Below are 17,472 nucleotides of genomic sequence, written 5' to 3' on the forward strand. Positions count from 1 at the left end.
TTGTAGATCGGGCAAACAAAATCGTAGGCCGGGTAAGCGTAGCGCCACCCAGCATTTACATTAAATCTTACATGCGCCGCTTTCGCAGCCATCATCCTGAATAGAGGGTGCCAGATCGTCCTGCGCATCTTCCGCACCGTCGCGGGTGTTTTGATAGTACAGGGTCTTCACGCCAAATTTGTAGGCGGTAAGCAGGTCTTTTAGCAGCTGCTGCATCGGCACTTTCCCGGACGGGAAGCGTGACGGATCGTAGTTGGTGTTGGCAGAGATCGACTGGTCGATAAATTTCTGCATAATCCCCACCAGTTGCAGGTAGCCGTCGTTATTTGGCATCTCCCACAGCAGCTCGTAGTTGTTTTTCAGCAGCTCATAATCCGGTACCACCTGGCGCAGGATCCCATCTTTCGACGCTTTGATGCTGACATGACCGCGCGGCGGCTCAATACCGTTGGTGGCGTTAGAGATCTGCGAGGAGGTCTCGGACGGCATCAGGGCAGAGAGCGTGGAGTTACGCAGGCCGTGGGTCTTGATGGATTCGCGCAGGCCTTCCCAGTCAAGATGCAGCGGCTCGTTGGCGATCGCATCCAGGTCTTTCTTATAGGTATCGATCGGCAGAATGCCTTTGGAATAGGTGGTTTCATTGAACCACGGGCAGGCGCCTTGCTCTTTCGCCAGCTCGTTCGAGGCTTTCAGCAGGTAGTACTGAATGGCTTCGAAGGTCTGGTGCGTCAGGTTATTAGCGCTGCCGTCGGAGTAGCGTTTGCCGTTTTTCGCCAGCCAGTAAGCATAGTTAATGACGCCAATACCCAGGGTACGACGACCCATCGCACCACGTTTTGCCGCCGGGATTGGGTAATCCTGGTAATCCAGCAGCGCATCCAGGGCGCGAACCGCCAGCACCGCCAGCTCTTCCAGTTCGTCCAGGCTATTGATGGCGCCCAGGTTGAACGCGGAGAGCGTGCACAGGGCGATTTCGCCGTTTTCGTCGTTCACATCTTCCAGCGGTTTGGTCGGCAGGGCGATCTCCAGACACAGGTTGGACTGGCGCACTGGCGCAACGATCGGATCGAACGGGCTGTGGGTGTTGCAGTGATCGACGTTCTGAATGTAGATACGGCCGGTAGAGGCACGTTCCTGCATCATCAGGGAGAACAGTTCAACCGCTTTCACACGCTGTTTACGGATGCTGTCGTCTTTTTCATATTTGCTGTACAGACGCTCGAACTCATCCTGATCGGCAAAGAAGGCGTCATACAGGCCCGGAACATCGGACGGGCTGAAGAGGGTAATATCTTCACCTTTCAGCAGACGGGTATACATCAGCTTGTTGATCTGTACGCCGTAGTCCATGTGACGCACGCGGTTGCCTTCCACGCCACGGTTGTTTTTCAGCACCAGCAGGCTTTCTACTTCCAGGTGCCACATTGGATAGAAGAGGGTAGCTGCACCGCCACGCACGCCGCCCTGAGAGCAGGATTTCACCGCGGTCTGGAAGTGTTTGTAGAACGGGATACAGCCGGTGTGGAACGCTTCACCGCCACGAATTGGGCTGCCCAGCGCACGAATGCGACCGGCGTTGATGCCGATACCGGCACGCTGGGAAACGTATTTCACAATGGCGCTGGAGGTCGCGTTGATGGAATCCAGGCTGTCGCCGCACTCGATCAGCACGCAGGAGCTGAACTGGCGGGTTGGGGTGCGAACGCCGGACATGATTGGCGTTGGCAGAGAAATCTTGAACGTGGAAACCGCATCGTAGAAACGCTTCACGTATTCCAGACGGGTTTCACGCGGGTAGTTCGAGAACAGGCAGGCCGCCACCAGAATGTAGAGGAACTGAGCGCTTTCGTAGATCTCGCCGGTCACGCGGTTCTGGACCAGGTATTTCCCTTCCAGCTGTTTCACCGCGGCGTAGGAGAAGTTCATATCACGCCAGTGATCGATGAACCCGTCCATCTGCTTGAACTCTTCTTCCGTGTAGTCTTCCAGCAGATGCGTGTCGTACTTGCCAAGCTCGACCATCTTCACGACATGATCGAACAGCGCTGGCGGCTCAAACTGACCGTAGGCTTTTTTACGCAGGTGGAAAATCGCCAGACGGGCAGCGAGGTACTGATAATCCGGCGCGTCGCGGGAGATGAGATCCGCCGCGGCTTTGATAATGGTTTCGTGGATATCAGACGTTTTGATGCCGTCATAGAACTGGATATGGGAGCGCAGTTCAACCTGGGAGATCGATACGTTATTCAGTCCTTCTGCTGCCCAGTCGAGAACTCGATGGATTTTGTCCAGATTGATACGCTCGGTGGTACCGTCGCGCTTTGTCACCAGCAGACTCTGATTCATGTGGGTTTTTACCTGTCCGTGAAAATGAAAATATCCCCCGCTTATCCACAGCCTTCTGTGGATAAATACTACATATAGGGGTTTTACAATAAGGATAACGCAAGATGGTGAGTATTCTAGTAAGGATTCTTTTGAGTACAAGAGTTGATTTTGAGGTTAAATTGAGGTTGTTAAAGCGTAAAAAAGCGTAAGTCCTCGTACCGTAAGGCCTGGAAGACATGTCAATATTCCAGAAAAAAAAATGAAAATTTGATCGACTGCTGATTTCTTCAACGGGCTGTCAAAAATGCGCAACAAACTGCTGCGCATTCGTCAGAAAAAGAGTAATTACTCTTGCTCTTTTTTGGCGGTGGTATGGAGCATGTAGTTAACGTCCACGCCTGGCGCCAGTTTGAATTTGTCGGTCAGGGGATTGTAGTGCAGGCCGGTCATATGCTGTTCTTTAAGCCAGGTGTTGTCGACCCAGCTCAGTAATTCTGCCGGCTTGATGAATTTTTTCACGTCGTGCGTGCCTTTTGGCACCATTCGCAGCACGTACTCTGCGCCAACCACCGCCATCAGCCAGGCCTTGCCGTTGCGGTTGATGGTGGAGAAGAACACCTGACCGCCCGGCTTCACCAGCGCGGCACAGGCTTTCACCACCGATTGCGGATCGGGAACATGCTCCAGCATCTCCATGCAGGTGACGATGTCGTACTGGTGGGCGTGCTCCGCCGCATGGGCTTCAACCGTTTCCTGCACGTACTCCACCTGGATACCGCTCTCCAGCGCGTGCAGACGTGCTACCTGCAGTGGCTCGAAGCCCATATCCAGCCCGGTCACCGTGGCGCCTTCGCGCGCCATGCTCTCGGCCAGGATGCCGCCGCCGCACCCCACATCAAGCACTTTTTTACCGAACAGGCCGCCGGAACGCTCCGCGATATAGCCCAGGCGCAGAGGGTTAATGCGGTGCAGCGGTTTGAACTCACCTTCAAGATCCCACCAGCGCGAGGCCACGGCTTCAAATTTGGCGATCTCTTCGTGGTCGACGTTGTCAGCCATCGGGGATTTTTCCGCATTCATGGACGCTTTTACTCCGTAATTTAAAGACGAGGAAGTATATCAGGATAACAAAGCAAATTAGTTTAAACCTAAGCGGGTGTGTTATAATTTCCGACCTTTGAATCCGGGATACAGTAGAGGGATAGCGGTTAGATGAGCGACCTTGCGAGAGAAATTACACCGGTTAACATCGAGGAAGAGCTGAAGAGCTCCTATCTGGATTATGCGATGTCGGTCATTGTTGGCCGTGCGCTGCCGGATGTCCGCGATGGACTTAAGCCGGTACACCGTCGCGTACTATACGCCATGAACGTATTGGGCAATGACTGGAATAAAGCCTACAAAAAATCTGCCCGTGTCGTTGGTGACGTAATCGGTAAATACCATCCTCATGGTGATTCCGCGGTGTACGACACTATCGTCCGTATGGCGCAGCCGTTCTCGCTGCGTTACATGCTGGTTGATGGTCAGGGTAACTTCGGTTCTATCGACGGCGACTCCGCTGCGGCAATGCGTTATACGGAAATCCGCCTGGCGAAGATTGCCCATGAGCTGATGGCCGATCTGGAAAAAGAGACGGTAGATTTTGTCGACAACTATGACGGCACGGAAAAAATTCCTGACGTTATGCCGACGAAGATCCCTAACCTGCTGGTAAACGGTTCGTCCGGTATCGCCGTAGGTATGGCGACCAACATTCCGCCGCACAACATCACCGAAGTGATTAACGGCTGCCTGGCCTATATCGAGGATGAAGAGATCAGCATTGAAGGGCTGATGGAACACATCCCGGGCCCGGACTTCCCGACCGCCGCCATCATTAATGGCCGTCGCGGTATCGAAGAGGCCTACCGTACCGGTCGCGGCAAGATCTATATTCGTGCCCGCGCCGAAGTCGAAGCGGATGCCAAATCTGGCCGTGAGACCATTATCGTCCACGAAATTCCGTATCAGGTGAACAAAGCGCGCCTGATCGAGAAGATTGCCGAGCTGGTTAAAGAGAAACGTATTGAAGGTATCAGCGCGCTGCGTGATGAGTCTGACAAAGACGGCATGCGTATCGTGATTGAAATCAAACGCGACGCGGTAGGGGAAGTGGTGCTTAACAACCTCTATTCCCTGACTCAGCTTCAGGTCTCCTTCGGTATTAACATGGTGGCACTGCACCATGGTCAGCCGAAGATCATGAACCTGAAAGACATTCTGAGCGCGTTCGTGCGTCACCGCCGTGAAGTGGTGACCCGTCGGACTATTTTCGAACTGCGTAAAGCCCGCGATCGTGCGCACATCCTTGAAGCGCTGGCGGTGGCCCTGGCAAACATCGATCCGATCATCGAGCTGATCCGTCGTGCGCCAACGCCTGCCGAAGCGAAAGCGGGCCTGATCGCCAAGCCGTGGGATCTGGGCAACGTCTCTGCGATGCTCGAACGTGCCGGCGACGATGCCGCGCGTCCTGAGTGGCTGGAGCCGCAGTACGGTATTCGCGAGGGCAAATACTGGCTGACCGAACAGCAGGCCCAGGCGATTCTGGATCTGCGTCTGCAGAAACTGACCGGCCTTGAGCATGAAAAACTGCTCGACGAGTACAAAGAGCTGCTGGAGCAGATCGCTGAGCTGCTGCATATCCTCGGCAGCGCCGATCGTCTGATGGAGGTGATCCGCGAGGAGCTGGAGCTGATCCGCGATCAGTTCGGCGACGAGCGTCGCACGGAAATCACGGCCAACTCCGCGGATATCAACATCGAAGACCTGATCAACCAGGAAGACGTTGTGGTTACCCTGTCTCACCAGGGCTACGTGAAGTACCAGCCGTTAACCGACTATGAAGCACAGCGTCGTGGCGGTAAGGGCAAATCAGCGGCACGTATTAAAGAAGAAGACTTTATCGACCGCCTGCTGGTGGCCAACACCCATGACACCATCCTCTGCTTCTCCAGCCGGGGCCGTCTGTACTGGATGAAGGTTTATCAGCTGCCGGAAGCGAGCCGTGGCGCCCGTGGACGTCCAATCGTCAACCTGCTGCCGCTGGAACAAAACGAACGTATTACGGCGATCCTGCCGGTTCGCGAGTACGCTGAAGGGGTGAACGTCTTTATGGCGACCGCCAGCGGTACGGTGAAGAAAACCGCCCTGACCGAGTTCAGCCGCCCACGTTCTGCCGGCATTATCGCCGTCAACCTGAACGAAGGCGATGAACTGATTGGCGTGGATCTGACCTCCGGCTCCGATGAAGTGATGCTCTTCTCTGCCGCCGGTAAAGTGGTGCGCTTCAAAGAGAACGCGGTGCGCGCCATGGGCCGTACGGCGACCGGTGTCCGCGGGATCAAACTGGCGGGCGAAGACAGCGTGGTCTCCCTGATTGTTCCACGTGGCGAAGGCGCAATCCTCACCGTCACCCAGAATGGTTACGGTAAGCGTACTGCCCAGGATGAATATCCAACCAAGTCCCGTGGCACGCAGGGCGTTATCTCGATTAAAGTCACCGAGCGCAACGGTTCCGTTGTGGGCGCGGTACAGGTCGATGATGCCGACCAGATCATGATGATTACCGATGCCGGTACGCTGGTGCGTACCCGTGTGTCGGAAATCAGCGTGGTCGGGCGTAACACCCAGGGTGTGATCCTCATCCGTACTGCGGAAGATGAAAACGTGGTGGGTCTGCAGCGTGTTGCTGAGCCAGTGGATGACGAAGAGCTCGATTCAATCGACGGTAGCGTGGCAGAAGGTGACGATGAAATCGCGCCGGAAGCGGAAATCGACGATGATGCGGCAGATGATGCCGAAGAGTAATCTCTTCTGACGACAAAGGGCCGGTTTCCGGCCCTTTTCTTTTGTCGCGGCGCTGAATTGCAGACAACCGAACGTTGCGACGGCGGCGATTTACCGCTACCTTAACCCATTCCTTGTCAACCTGACGGCGGAGCCTCGCCCCCTTGAAATACCTCGTCTCCTTTCGAACCACGCTGAAAGTTTCTCGCTATCTTTTTCGGGCGCTGGCGCTCCTGATTTGGGTGCTTATCGCGCTATTTTCGGTGTTTTACATCGTCAATGCGCTGCACCAGAAGGAGGCGGAGATCCGTCAGGAGTTTAACCTCAGCTTCGACCAGTCCCAGCGCTATATTCAGCGCACCGCGGACGTCATGAAGGAGCTCAAGTATATCGCCGAGAACCGTCTGACGGCGGAGAATGGCGTTCTGGCTATCCGCGGGCGCGACAGTAAGGCGGACGTTCCCAACTTTGAGCCGCTTTTCCCCGACTCTGACTGCTCGGCGATGGGCTCCGCATGGCGGGGATCGCTGGAGTCACTGGCCTGGTTTATGCGCTACTGGCGCGATAACTTCTCGGCAGCCTATGACCTGAACCGCGTCTTCCTGATTGGCAGCGAAAATCTCTGTATGGCCGATTTTGGCCTGCGCGATGTGCCGGTGGATCGTGACAGCGCGCTGAAAAGCCTGCACGAGCGGATCATCAAGTACCGTAACGCGCCGCAGGATGAACGCGGTAATAATCTGTTCTGGATAAGCCAGGGGCCGCGTTCAGGGGTAGGGTACTTCTATGCCCTGACGCCGGTCTATCTGGGCAACCGTCTGCAGGCGATGCTCGGTATCGAGCAGACTATCCGCATGGAGAACTTTTTCACCCCGGGTAATCTGCCGATGGGCGTCACCATTCTTGATGAAAATGGCCACTCTCTTATTTCGCTGGCCGGGCCGGAATCGCGGCTGAAGGTTGATCCTCGCTGGATGCAGGAGCGCTCATGGTTTGGTTACAGCGCCGGTTTTCGTGACCTGGTGTTGAAAAAAAGCCTGCCGCCTTCGTCGCTGAGCATTGTTTACTCCGTACCGGTGGATATGGTGCTGGAGCGTATTCGGATGCTGATCCTCAACTCGGTACTGCTGAACGTGCTGGTGGGGATTGCGCTATTTACCCTCGCGCGGATGTACGAGCGTAAAATCTTTATTCCGGCGGAGATCGATGCCCAGCGTCTTGAAGAGCATGAGCAGTTTAACCGTAAGATTGTTGCCTCTGCGCCGGTGGGGATCTGTATTTTACGCACCCTTGACGGGACCAACATCCTCAGTAACGAGCTGGCGCATAACTATCTCAATATGCTCACCCATGAGGACCGACAGCGGCTGACGCAGATTATCTGTGGGCAGCAGGTCAACTTCGTCGATGTCCTGACCAGTAACAACACCAACCTGCAGATAAGCTTTGTCCATTCGCGCTATCGCAATGAGAACGTGGCGATCTGCGTGCTGGTGGATGTCTCCGCGCGCGTCAAAATGGAAGAGTCATTGCAGGATATGGCCCAGTCCGCCGAACAGGCCAGCCAGTCGAAATCGATGTTCCTTGCTACCGTCAGTCACGAATTGCGTACTCCGCTCTACGGGATTATCGGTAACCTCGATCTGCTGCAGACCAAAGAGTTGCCGCGTGGCGTTGACCGTCTGGTGACGGCGATGAACAACTCTTCCAGCCTGCTGCTGAAAATCATCAGCGACATTCTCGACTTCTCTAAGATCGAGTCCGAGCAGCTAAAAATTGAACCGCGCGAATTTTCGCCGCGCGAGGTGATGAACCATATCAGCGCCAACTACCTGCCGCTGGTGGTGCGTAAGCAGCTGGGGCTGTACTGCTTTATTGAGCCAGACGTGCCGCTAACGTTGCAGGGCGATCCGATGCGCCTGCAGCAGGTGATCTCCAACCTGCTCAGCAACGCCATTAAGTTCACCGATATGGGCTGCATTGTGATGCATGTCGCCAAAGCAGGGGACTACCTGAGCATTCGCGTGCGCGACACCGGGGTGGGGATCCCGGCAAAAGAGGTGGTCAAACTCTTCGACCCGTTCTTCCAGGTGGGGACGGGGGTTCAGCGCAACTTCCAGGGCACCGGGCTGGGGCTGGCGATCTGTGAAAAACTGATCAGCATGATGGACGGCGATATCTCGGTGGATACCGAACCTGGCATGGGCAGTCAGTTTACTATCCGTATTCCACTTTATGCGGCGCAGTCTCCGGGCAACATGCTGATTGAGGGATTAAGCGATAAACGCTGCTGGCTGGCGGTGAATAATGCCTCGCTGTATGCCTACCTGGAGTCTCTGCTGGGCTCATACGGCATTCGGGTAGCGCGCTACGCCGGCCAAACCCCGGACGCGGAAGATATGCTTCTCACCGACGATGAGCTGACGAAGCCGTGGCAGGGTAAAGCGGCGGTGATCTTCTGCCGGCGCCATATCGGTATCGCCCTGGAGCGTGCGCACGGCGAATGGGTGAACAGCGTGGCCTCGCCACATGAGCTGATTACGCTGCTGGCGCGCATCTATCGTGTGGAAATGGACAGCGCGGACGGAACAGCCTCGCTGCCGTCGCCGGAATCTGAGCAGTCGTTGAATGAGGATATGATGATCCTGGTGGTGGACGACCATCCGATTAACCGCCGCCTGCTGGCCGATCAGCTCGGCTCGCTGGGCTATCAGTGTAAAACGGCGAATGACGGCGTGGATGCCCTCAATGTGCTGAGCAAAAACCATATCGACATTGTCCTGAGTGATGTGAACATGCCGAATATGGATGGCTATCGCCTGACCCAGCGTATCCGCCAGCTCGGTCTGACGCTGCCGGTGGTGGGTGTCACCGCTAACGCGCTGGCAGAGGAGAAGCAGCGCTGTCTGGAATCGGGGATGGATAGCTGTCTTTCCAAGCCGGTAACGCTGGATGTCCTGAAACAGACGCTGTCGGTATATGCGGAGCGGGTGAGAAGAGCGCGGGGATAAAAAAAGCCCAGAAATGGGCTTTTTTATTATTGCCGTGTGGCGCTGACGCTTACCCGGCCTACGCTACCTGTAGGCCCGTGCAAGCGAAGCGCCGCCGGGCATGTAGCTCATTACTCTTTATCCGCCGGACTCAGGGTCACGGAAGATAGATAGTTCAGCAGGGCGATATCGTTCTCCACACCCAGCTTCATCATCGCCGATTTTTTCTGGCTACTGATGGTCTTGATACTGCGGTTCAGCTTCTTGGCAATTTCGGTTACCAGGAAACCTTCGGCAAACAGACGCAGGACTTCACTCTCTTTTGGCGACAGGCGTTTGTCACCGTAACCGCCGGCGCTGATTTTTTCCAGCAGGCGGGAGACGCTTTCCGGCGTGAATTTTTTCCCTTTCTGCAGCGCGGCCAGCGCTTTCGGCAGATCGGTCGGCGCGCCCTGTTTCAGGACGATGCCTTCGATATCGAGATCCAGAACCGCACTTAAAATCGCCGGGTTATTGTTCATGGTCAGCACGATGATCGAAATGCTCGGGAAATGGCGCTTGATGTATTTGATCAGCGTAATCCCGTCACCGTACTTATCTCCAGGCATGGAAAGGTCGGTGATGAGCACGTGCGCATCAAGCTTAGGCAGGTTATTAATCAGTGCTGTGGAATCTTCAAATTCGCCAACTACATTCACCCACTCGATCTGTTCAAGTGATTTGCGAATACCGAACAGTACAATCGGATGGTCATCGGCAATAATTACGTTCATATTGTTCATGTATAGGGCTACCTTGCTACAGCAAGCTTTTGACGTAGGCGTCAATGTCGCTGATGTATTTTTCTATGCTGGCGGCATCTTTCTCACGAATAAGATGTTCCAGCGTTTCACATAATTGCTTGCCTGGAACCAGATTAAGCATGGCAAACACCCCTTTGAGCCGGTGTGCTGTCTGAGCCAGCGCCGCGAAGTCGTTCACGGCCGATTCAGTATACAACCTCTTAACATCATCTGGAACTGTGTCTACAAAGAGCGAATAATATCCGCTGGCATGAAGTTCAGCATTTTCATTGCCGCCCAGTGGGGATTCCGGGATCGTTTCCTGCGCCAGTTGCTCTTCTATTAGTTGTAGTACAGCTTCCTGCATAGCATTGCTCATATTAAAGTTGACGCGCACCTGGCCGGGGCCAATTTTCCGCACGCCTGGCTCATCATCGCTTAAAAGCAAGCCCGAGGCAGTAAGATTAGACGGATTATCTGTTAAAAAGAGATCATATTCTTGACTTGCCAGCCGTTCGTCCGGCGAGATACAGCTCGCACCCCAGTTTTCCAGCTGACGAACCACAATATTACGGATCTCATTTGAGGTCACATCCACCATTATTACCACATCATCCAGCAGGCGTTCATCCTCCTCCGCATCCTGCGGGCTGGCCGCCATTTTAACGTGAAGAGAGTAACGGGTGCCCAGCGACTCACGCGCTTTGATATTCAGATGGCCGCCAAGCTTACGCGCCAGCTGATCGCAGAGCCAGAAGGTGAGGGCATTGGCTTTGCCATAGTTGTCGCCCTGAGTCTCGTTGAGGAACGGGAAGTGCAGGTTATCAATTTCGCTGGCCGTCACCCCTTCGCCGGTATCCAGAATGCGGAAGGTGAGGCGGTCGTCAGCCGATTCATCGCTGCTCACTTCAAGGGTAATTTTGCCGATCTGGGTGGTAGTGACCGCGTACTGGATCAGCATCAGCAGAATGCGGCGCAGGGCGTCGCGGTCGCCATGACGCTCATCGTTCGCGCGCAGCGGATTGTTGATCAGCAGTTGAAGCCCTTTACGCTTGATGACAGGCAGTACCTCCGGCACCACTTCATCAATCAGATCCTGAATGGAAAACAGCGACGCCGTGCTCTTCCAGGTATCATTTTCCAGCATGTTGGCAAGCTGGATCTCATCCACCAGCCGTACCAGCGTATCGGCATGAGCGGACAGCTGCATGCTCTCCGGGGTGGATAAATGGGCGGCTTCGCTGGCAAGCGCCTTCAGCGGCAGCTTGAACGCTTCGCCGATATTTTGCATAAACGCTGCGCGGCCCTGCTGGTTTTTCTCATACAGCCTTTGCGCCTGCTTGAGCTTTTTATTCACCAGCACCTCGCGATCCTGATCGCGAATAATGAATATTTGCGTGCGCGACGCCACCTGGCTGCGGAACTGGCGGATCTCGTACAGCTCATTATTAATCGTGGCCTGAATCACCCCCTGGTGCTGATCCGCCATGCTGGTGATGTTTTGCAGATTCAGGTGGGGCAGCAGGTGGTCGGCGATTTTGTTGCTGATCACCGTGCGGTTAGCCTCCTGATCGTGCACCAACAGGCCGAGCGGCAGCACAGAGACAATCTCTTCATTCAGCGCGCGCAGGACGCGCAGCTCATTATGGGTACCGGCTGCCACGGGAACATCGCTCTGGCGACCCGGCTGCGAACGGAAGGTGCTGTAACCGAACAGCGCCAGCGCCAGCAGACCAATATTGAGCAGCAGCGGCAACAGGATATTTTGCAGCGTATCCAGCAGCAGCGTGCCGAAAGGCACCTGCCAGACCAGACGCATGCCGGTGGTGTTCAGGGCGGAAGCAATTTCGATTTTCGAACCATTAAAGGAGATGGAGACGCTGTCAGGGCTCTCTTTATCCGTTGGCGCGCGCATATTTTGCACGCTATTGTCCTGCTCCAGGCGGAAACTTTCCAGCGGCATATCCGGCGGGATCAGATCGTTGATGGGCAGATCAAAGGCCACCACCGTGGCCAGATGGCCTGGCTGATTGAACGTCGTACGCAGGGTGAAGTAGTGGCCATTTTGCCATGCCAGTCGGCGCAGGGAGGAGAAACTTTCGCGCTCATCCAAAGCGTTAGCCTGCTGGAGCATCTCCGCGCGACGGGAATCGACAATATTACCCACCGTAGACTCTTTAAACCCGGAAGAGAGATCTTTAAGTGGCAGGGTGGAGATCAGGATCATGCTGTTGTCCTGACCGTTGAGATAGTACATCGACCAGGGAACAGTCTCCGCGCCCCAAAGCGTATCCAGATAGGTCGACATGCGCTGGGTCATCTCCAGCGTGGCGCTGTCGTGGGAACCGAAAATCAGGGCTTCGGTTTTGCGTCGCGTCTTCTCAAGATAGTAGACGTCCTGTTTCAGGCGCGTCTCCTGCAAACCTTCAGCAGAGGAGGTGGTAGGGGTTGCCGCGATGTTGTCATAAATCTGCCAGGTGGCGTAGCGCCAGGTGTCGATGCGTTTATGCAGCGCGTGGCTGATATCGACAATCTGATAGCTGCGGTCTTTGAGCCAGGTGTTCACGGCGCTCTGCACCATTACGCCCATGGTCACTAACAGCACAACGATCAATAGAAGAAAGAAACGAGTAATGCTGCCCGGGAGCAGGGAAAACTTGTTCGCGGCTGTGGTTTCAGACTGACTCATTGATGTGTTTAACCCGTTATGGCTGCGCTTCAGGCGAATAGGGCAGTATAAAGCGTAATAATCGAATTTCCAGCCTCACGCCACTACCGGGGCTGACTTTTTCATGTCGCTGTGAGACGAAAATGGACTGTTTTAAATCTGTACGCTCAGATAAAAATTGTACAAATAAGTCCCAATATAGGAAAAAAAATAGCACGAATAAACAAGAAATTAAAATCACCATGAAATTTATGCGCCTAAAAATAGCAAGCGAAGATTTAATTAATAGTCGTTATAGTTTCAGGCAGGTAGCACAAATTATTCAAGTTTGCGTAAAGATGAGTAAAAAAAAACCGAATGCATTGCATTCGGTTCAATTCTGGATAAATAGACATTCAAATCTGAATGACGGTAATAAATAAAGTTAATGATGATAGCGGTAAATATTTTAGTCGCCGCTGCGGTTTTTGTTTTATCAATCAGTGCTATAATTTGTTTTTGGATAAATAACTGATTTTTATGATTTATTTTGTGTTTTTGATTATTGGTGCTCTATTTTTTAACTAAATGTGCGGCCAAAAAGTTCCCCGAAATTTACAAATTGAAACATCTATGTGGCAATATGAAACATCTTAAAAGTTTTCGTATCATATTCTTATTGGATTATTCTGTTTTTTTGCGGAGAATGAACTTGCCGACTGGTTAAGAGGGTTAATCAGTAAGCAGTGGTAATAAAAGACATATAACAGAGGGTTAAAATAATGAAAGTTAAAGTACTGTCCCTCCTGGTACCAGCACTGCTGGTAGCAGGCGCAGCGAATGCGGCTGAAATTTACAACAAAGACGGCAACAAATTAGATCTCTACGGTAAAGTAGACGGTCTGCACTATTTCTCTGATGACGATGGCGCTGATGGCGATCAGACTTACATGCGTCTCGGCTTCAAAGGCGAAACTCAGGTTAACGACCAGATCACTGGCTACGGTCAGTGGGAATACCAGATTCAGGGCAACACCAGCGAAAGCGAGAACCAGTCCTGGACGCGTGTGGCCTTCGCAGGTCTGAAGTTCGCTGAAGCAGGTTCTTTCGACTACGGTCGTAACTACGGCGTAATCTATGACGTCACCTCCTGGACTGACGTTCTGCCAGAATTCGGCGGCGACACTTACGGTGCCGATAACTTCCTGCAATCCCGTGGTAACGGCGTTGCTACCTACCGTAACCAGGACTTCTTCGGTCTGGTTGATGGCCTGAACTTTGCTCTGCAGTATCAGGGTAAAAACGGCAGCGTCAGCGGTGAAAACGTGGGCGGTCGTAGCCTGCTGAAACAGAACGGCGACGGCTTCGGCGGCTCCCTGACTTACGATCTGGGCGAAGGCTTCAGCGTAGGTGCGGCAGCAGCCTCTTCTAAACGTACCGCAGACCAGAACGGTCCACGCGTTTACGGCCGTGGCGACCGTGCTGAAGTGTACAGCGGCGGCCTGAAATATGACGCAAACAACCTGTACCTGGCAGCGCAGTACTCCCAGACCTACAATGCAACCCGTTTCGGTGACTCTCAGTCCGACCGCGCTAATGCTGTTTACGGCTTTGCCAACAAAGCACAGAACTTCGAAGTGGTTGCACAGTACCAGTTCGACTTCGGTCTGCGTCCATCCGTGGCTTACCTGCAGTCTAAAGGTAAGGACATCGAAGGCAACGGCGACCAGGATCTGCTGAAATATGTTGATGTGGGCGCGACTTACTACTTCAACAAAAACATGTCCACCTATGTTGATTACAAAATCAACCTGCTGGATGAAAACGCCTTCACCGACCGTGCAGGCATCAGCACCGATGACATCGTAGCACTGGGTCTGGTTTACCAGTTCTAAGTCTTACGTACTCTTGCGAAAGGGGCCAAATGGCCCCTTTTTTTGGTTTTACCGTCAGGCCCTTACAAAGCCTGCTTTTTGGTGTACTCTTGCCGGTCTCAGGCTTGAGGATAATAACGAATGGAAATTACTTTTTTACGTGTCGGCTTGCTGGCAACACTTTTTATGCTGACCGCGTGTGACGCACCTGCTCCCTCTGCAAAGAACGAAACCGCCGCCGCGACGGTGCTGGAAGGGAAAACGATGGGCACCTTCTGGCGCGTCAGCGCCATCGATCTCTCCGCTGCCCGGGCGGAAGAGCTGCGCGGGAAGATCCAGGCTCAGCTGGACGGCGATGACCAACTGATGTCCACCTATAAAAACGACTCCGCGCTGATGCGCTTTAATCAGTCGAAGAGTACGTCGCCCTGGCCGGTGAGCGAAGCGATGGCGGACATTGTCACCGAATCGCTGCGGGTGGGCTACAAAACTAACGGCGCAATGGATATTACCGTCGGTCCCCTGGTTAACCTTTGGGGCTTTGGCCCAAACAAGCAGCCGGTGAAAACCCCCGATCAGGCGCAGATTGACGATGCCCGGGCGCAAACGGGGCTGCAGCATCTGTCCGTGATTAATCAGTCCGGCCAGCAGTATCTGCAAAAAGATATTCCCGATCTGTTTGTCGATCTCTCCACGGTGGGCGAAGGCTACGCCGCCGATCACCTGGCCCGGCTAATGGCCGAAGAGGGGATCTCGCGCTATCTGGTGTCGGTAGGCGGGGCGCTGGTCAGCCGGGGCATGAACGCCAGCGATAAGCCCTGGCGCGTGGCGATCCAGAAGCCGACCGATGAGCAAAACGCCGTGCAGGCCATTCTCGATATCAACGGCCACGGGATCAGCACCTCCGGCAGCTACCGCAACTATTATGAGCTGGACGGAAAACGCATTTCGCACGTAATCGATCCGCAGACCGGCCGTCCGATTACCCACAACCTGGTGTCGGTGACGGTAATCTCCCCGACGGCCCTGGAGGCCGATGCCTGGGATACCGGCCTGATGGTGCTGGGGACGGAAAAAGCCAAAGAGGTCGTGCGTCAGCAAGGGCTGGCTGTCTATATGATCACCCGGGAAGGGGAGGGCTTCAAAACCTGGATGTCCCCGCAGTTCGCCAGTTTCCTCGTTAACGGGAAGAATTAAAAAGCAAGGTTGCGGGTTTTTGTCGGCTGGCGCTCAGGCAGGCTATGAGTATGCTTACAGTAGGAGCCGATCATGAAAAAGCCGAACCTGAATAATGATGATGAACGCTGGCTGGCGGTGCTGGCCCGCGATGAGAGTGCCGATGGTCAGTTTGTGTTTGCCGTGCAGACCACCGGCATCTTCTGCCGTCCCTCCTGCCGGGCTCGCCATGCTCTGCGTGAGAATGTCCGCTTTTATCCTGATGCCCACCGTGCGGAGCTGGCGGGTTTTCGCCCCTGCAAACGCTGTCGCCCGGATCAACAGGACCCGCAGGCGCAGCGCGCCGCCACCATCGAAAAAGCCTGCCGGTTGCTGGAGCAGGAGCAACCTTTGACCCTTGAGCAGCTGGCGCAGCAGGTGGCGATGAGCCCGTATCATCTTCATCGTCTGTTCAAATCCTCGACCGGAATGACCCCGAAAGCCTGGCAGCAGGCGGCCCGGGCGAAACGGCTACGCCATGCCCTTGCGCAGGGGGATAAAATTACCGACTCCGTGCTGGCAGCGGGTTTCCCCGACAGCAGCAGCTACTATCGCAACGCCGATGCCACGCTGGGGATGACCGCGAAGCAGTACCGCAACGGCGGGGAAGAGACCACCGTGCGCTACGCCCTGAGCGACTGTACGCTGGGGCGGTGCCTGGTGGCGGAGAGCGTGCGGGGGATCTGCGCCATTTTACCCGGCGATGACGACAGCACGCTGATTGCCGAGCTGGAGACCCTTTTTCCTCACGCCCGGCGGGAACAGGCAGATGCCGCCTTTGCCGCCCGCGTCGCCCGGGTGATCGCCAGCGTGGATAACCACGCCGTGGCGCTCCCCCTGCCGCTGGATATTCGCGGCACCGCTTTTCAGCGCCAGGTCTGGCAAGCTCTGCGAGCCATACGTAGCGGCGAGACGGCAAGCTATCAACAGGTGGCAAACGCCATTGGCCATCCTGGCGCGGTGCGGGCGGTGGCCCGGGCCTGTGCCGCCAACACGCTGGCGGTTATCATCCCTTGTCACCGGGTGGTGCGTAGTGATGGTGGGCTCTCGGGCTACCGCTGGGGCACGGCCCGCAAAGCGGCGCTGCTGCGTCGGGAAGCGAAAAAAGAGGAGGTGTGATGCTCGATCTCTTTGCAGATGAACAACCCTGGCAGGAGCCGCTGGCGCCCGGTGCGGTGATCCTGCGCCGCTTCGCCCGGGCTGGGGCGCCTGCATTAATGCAGGCAATCGAACAGGTGGCTACCGTCTCGCCGTTCCGCCAGATGGTCACCCCCGGGGGCTACACCATGTCGGTGGCAATGACCAACTGCGGCGGGCTGGGCTGGACCACCAATCAGCGGGGCTATCTCTACTCCCCAAAAGACCCGCTTACCGACGCCCTCTGGCCGCCGATGCCGGAGGCGTTCGCTACCCTGTGCCACGATGCTGCCTGCGCGGCGGGCTACCCTGAGTTCCAGCCGGACGCCTGTCTCATCAACCGCTACGCGATTGGGGCTAAGCTCTCATTGCATCAGGATAAAGATGAAGCGGACCTGCGGGCGCCGATTGTCTCAGTCTCCCTCGGCCTGCCGGCGGTATTCCAGTTTGGCGGATTACGGCGTAACGATCCCCTTAAACGTCTGCTGCTGGAGCATGGCGACGTGGTGGTCTGGGGTGGGGCATCACGACTGTTTTATCATGGTATTCAGCCGCTTAAGCCTGGTACGCATCCTCTTACCGGCGACTGTCGCTACAACCTGACCTTCCGCCAGGCGGCGGATAGCGAATAAAAATAAGAATTATTCTTGATGTAAACGGCGAGCAGTTTA

General features: G+C 55.0%; 10 protein-coding genes. 6 read left to right on the forward strand and 4 right to left on the reverse strand.

Features of this window, described 5'->3' with window-relative positions:
* Window positions 1–60 precede the first annotated feature (60 nt).
* Together nrdA and ubiG are read right to left on the reverse strand one after the other, a co-directional pair.
* Window positions 61–2,346, reverse strand: coding sequence for a class 1a ribonucleoside-diphosphate reductase subunit alpha (gene nrdA, locus B3X29_RS00480; RefSeq protein WP_159339611.1), 2,286 nt, complete (start codon window positions 2,344–2,346; stop codon window positions 61–63).
* Between the two features lie 327 nt (window positions 2,347–2,673).
* Complete coding sequence (gene ubiG, locus B3X29_RS00485) at window positions 2,674–3,408, reverse strand: bifunctional 2-polyprenyl-6-hydroxyphenol methylase/3-demethylubiquinol 3-O-methyltransferase UbiG (RefSeq protein ID WP_156654935.1); 735 nt, start codon at window positions 3,406–3,408, stop codon at window positions 2,674–2,676.
* Between the two features lie 132 nt (window positions 3,409–3,540).
* Between ubiG and gyrA the strand changes: the two genes are divergently transcribed.
* A complete protein-coding gene (gyrA, locus tag B3X29_RS00490) occupies window positions 3,541–6,177 on the forward strand; it encodes a DNA topoisomerase (ATP-hydrolyzing) subunit A (RefSeq protein WP_159339610.1) in 2,637 nt (878 codons plus the stop codon).
* Window positions 6,178–6,320: 143 nt separating this feature from the next.
* Window positions 6,321–9,167, forward strand: a complete 2,847-nt coding sequence (rcsC, locus tag B3X29_RS00495) for a two-component system sensor histidine kinase RcsC (RefSeq protein ID WP_159339609.1) — start codon at window positions 6,321–6,323, stop codon at window positions 9,165–9,167.
* Between the two features lie 110 nt (window positions 9,168–9,277).
* Here the strand turns inward: rcsC and rcsB are convergent, their stop codons facing one another.
* Together rcsB and rcsD are read right to left on the reverse strand one after the other, a co-directional pair.
* Window positions 9,278–9,928 (reverse strand): response regulator transcription factor RcsB, encoded by a 651-nt coding sequence (gene rcsB / locus B3X29_RS00500; RefSeq protein WP_032612710.1) that lies wholly within the window; start codon window positions 9,926–9,928, stop codon window positions 9,278–9,280.
* 16 nt (window positions 9,929–9,944) lie between these two features.
* On the reverse strand, window positions 9,945–12,617 hold the full coding sequence (gene rcsD / locus B3X29_RS00505; RefSeq protein ID WP_103180405.1) for a phosphotransferase RcsD: 2,673 nt from the start codon (window positions 12,615–12,617) through the stop codon (window positions 9,945–9,947).
* A 740-nt stretch (window positions 12,618–13,357) separates the two neighbouring features.
* Between rcsD and B3X29_RS00510 the strand changes: the two genes are divergently transcribed.
* The 4 genes from B3X29_RS00510 to alkB all read left to right on the forward strand — a co-directional run bounded on the left by B3X29_RS00510 (window position 13,358) and on the right by alkB (window position 17,433).
* Window positions 13,358–14,470: a porin OmpC gene (locus B3X29_RS00510; protein ID WP_103180403.1), complete on the forward strand. Its 1,113-nt coding sequence runs from the start codon at window positions 13,358–13,360 to the stop codon at window positions 14,468–14,470.
* 120 nt (window positions 14,471–14,590) lie between these two features.
* Window positions 14,591–15,646 carry an FAD:protein FMN transferase ApbE gene (apbE, locus tag B3X29_RS00515; RefSeq protein ID WP_103180401.1) on the forward strand — a complete coding sequence of 352 codons (1,056 nt, stop codon included), beginning with the start codon at window positions 14,591–14,593 and terminating at the stop codon, window positions 15,644–15,646.
* Window positions 15,647–15,718: 72 nt separating this feature from the next.
* Window positions 15,719–16,783 carry a bifunctional DNA-binding transcriptional regulator/O6-methylguanine-DNA methyltransferase Ada gene (gene ada, locus B3X29_RS00520; RefSeq protein WP_103180399.1) on the forward strand — a complete coding sequence of 355 codons (1,065 nt, stop codon included), beginning with the start codon at window positions 15,719–15,721 and terminating at the stop codon, window positions 16,781–16,783.
* The gene (alkB, locus tag B3X29_RS00525; RefSeq protein WP_103180398.1) at window positions 16,783–17,433 is read left to right on the forward strand and encodes a DNA oxidative demethylase AlkB; all 651 of its coding nucleotides are present in this window, start codon (window positions 16,783–16,785) and stop codon (window positions 17,431–17,433) included. The genes ada and alkB overlap by 1 nt, the downstream gene beginning before the upstream one ends.
* The last annotated feature ends 39 nt before the right edge of the window (window positions 17,434–17,472 follow it).

Source organism: Leclercia sp. UBA5076, assembly GCF_002416465.1.
Classification (GTDB): Bacteria; Pseudomonadota; Gammaproteobacteria; order Enterobacterales; family Enterobacteriaceae; genus Enterobacter.

Coding starts and splice junctions, on each gene's coding strand:
- nrdA (WP_159339611.1), bottom strand. CDS start 2,346: ATGAATCAGAGTCTGCTGGTGACAAAGCGCGACGGTACCACCGAGCGT.
- ubiG (WP_156654935.1), bottom strand. CDS start 3,408: ATGAATGCGGAAAAATCCCCGATGGCTGACAACGTCGACCACGAAGAG.
- gyrA (WP_159339610.1), top strand. CDS start 3,541: ATGAGCGACCTTGCGAGAGAAATTACACCGGTTAACATCGAGGAAGAG.
- rcsB (WP_032612710.1), bottom strand. CDS start 9,928: ATGAACAATATGAACGTAATTATTGCCGATGACCATCCGATTGTACTG.
- rcsD (WP_103180405.1), bottom strand. CDS start 12,617: ATGAGTCAGTCTGAAACCACAGCCGCGAACAAGTTTTCCCTGCTCCCG.
- B3X29_RS00510 (WP_103180403.1), top strand. CDS start 13,358: ATGAAAGTTAAAGTACTGTCCCTCCTGGTACCAGCACTGCTGGTAGCA.
- apbE (WP_103180401.1), top strand. CDS start 14,591: ATGGAAATTACTTTTTTACGTGTCGGCTTGCTGGCAACACTTTTTATG.
- ada (WP_103180399.1), top strand. CDS start 15,719: ATGAAAAAGCCGAACCTGAATAATGATGATGAACGCTGGCTGGCGGTG.
- alkB (WP_103180398.1), top strand. CDS start 16,783: ATGCTCGATCTCTTTGCAGATGAACAACCCTGGCAGGAGCCGCTGGCG.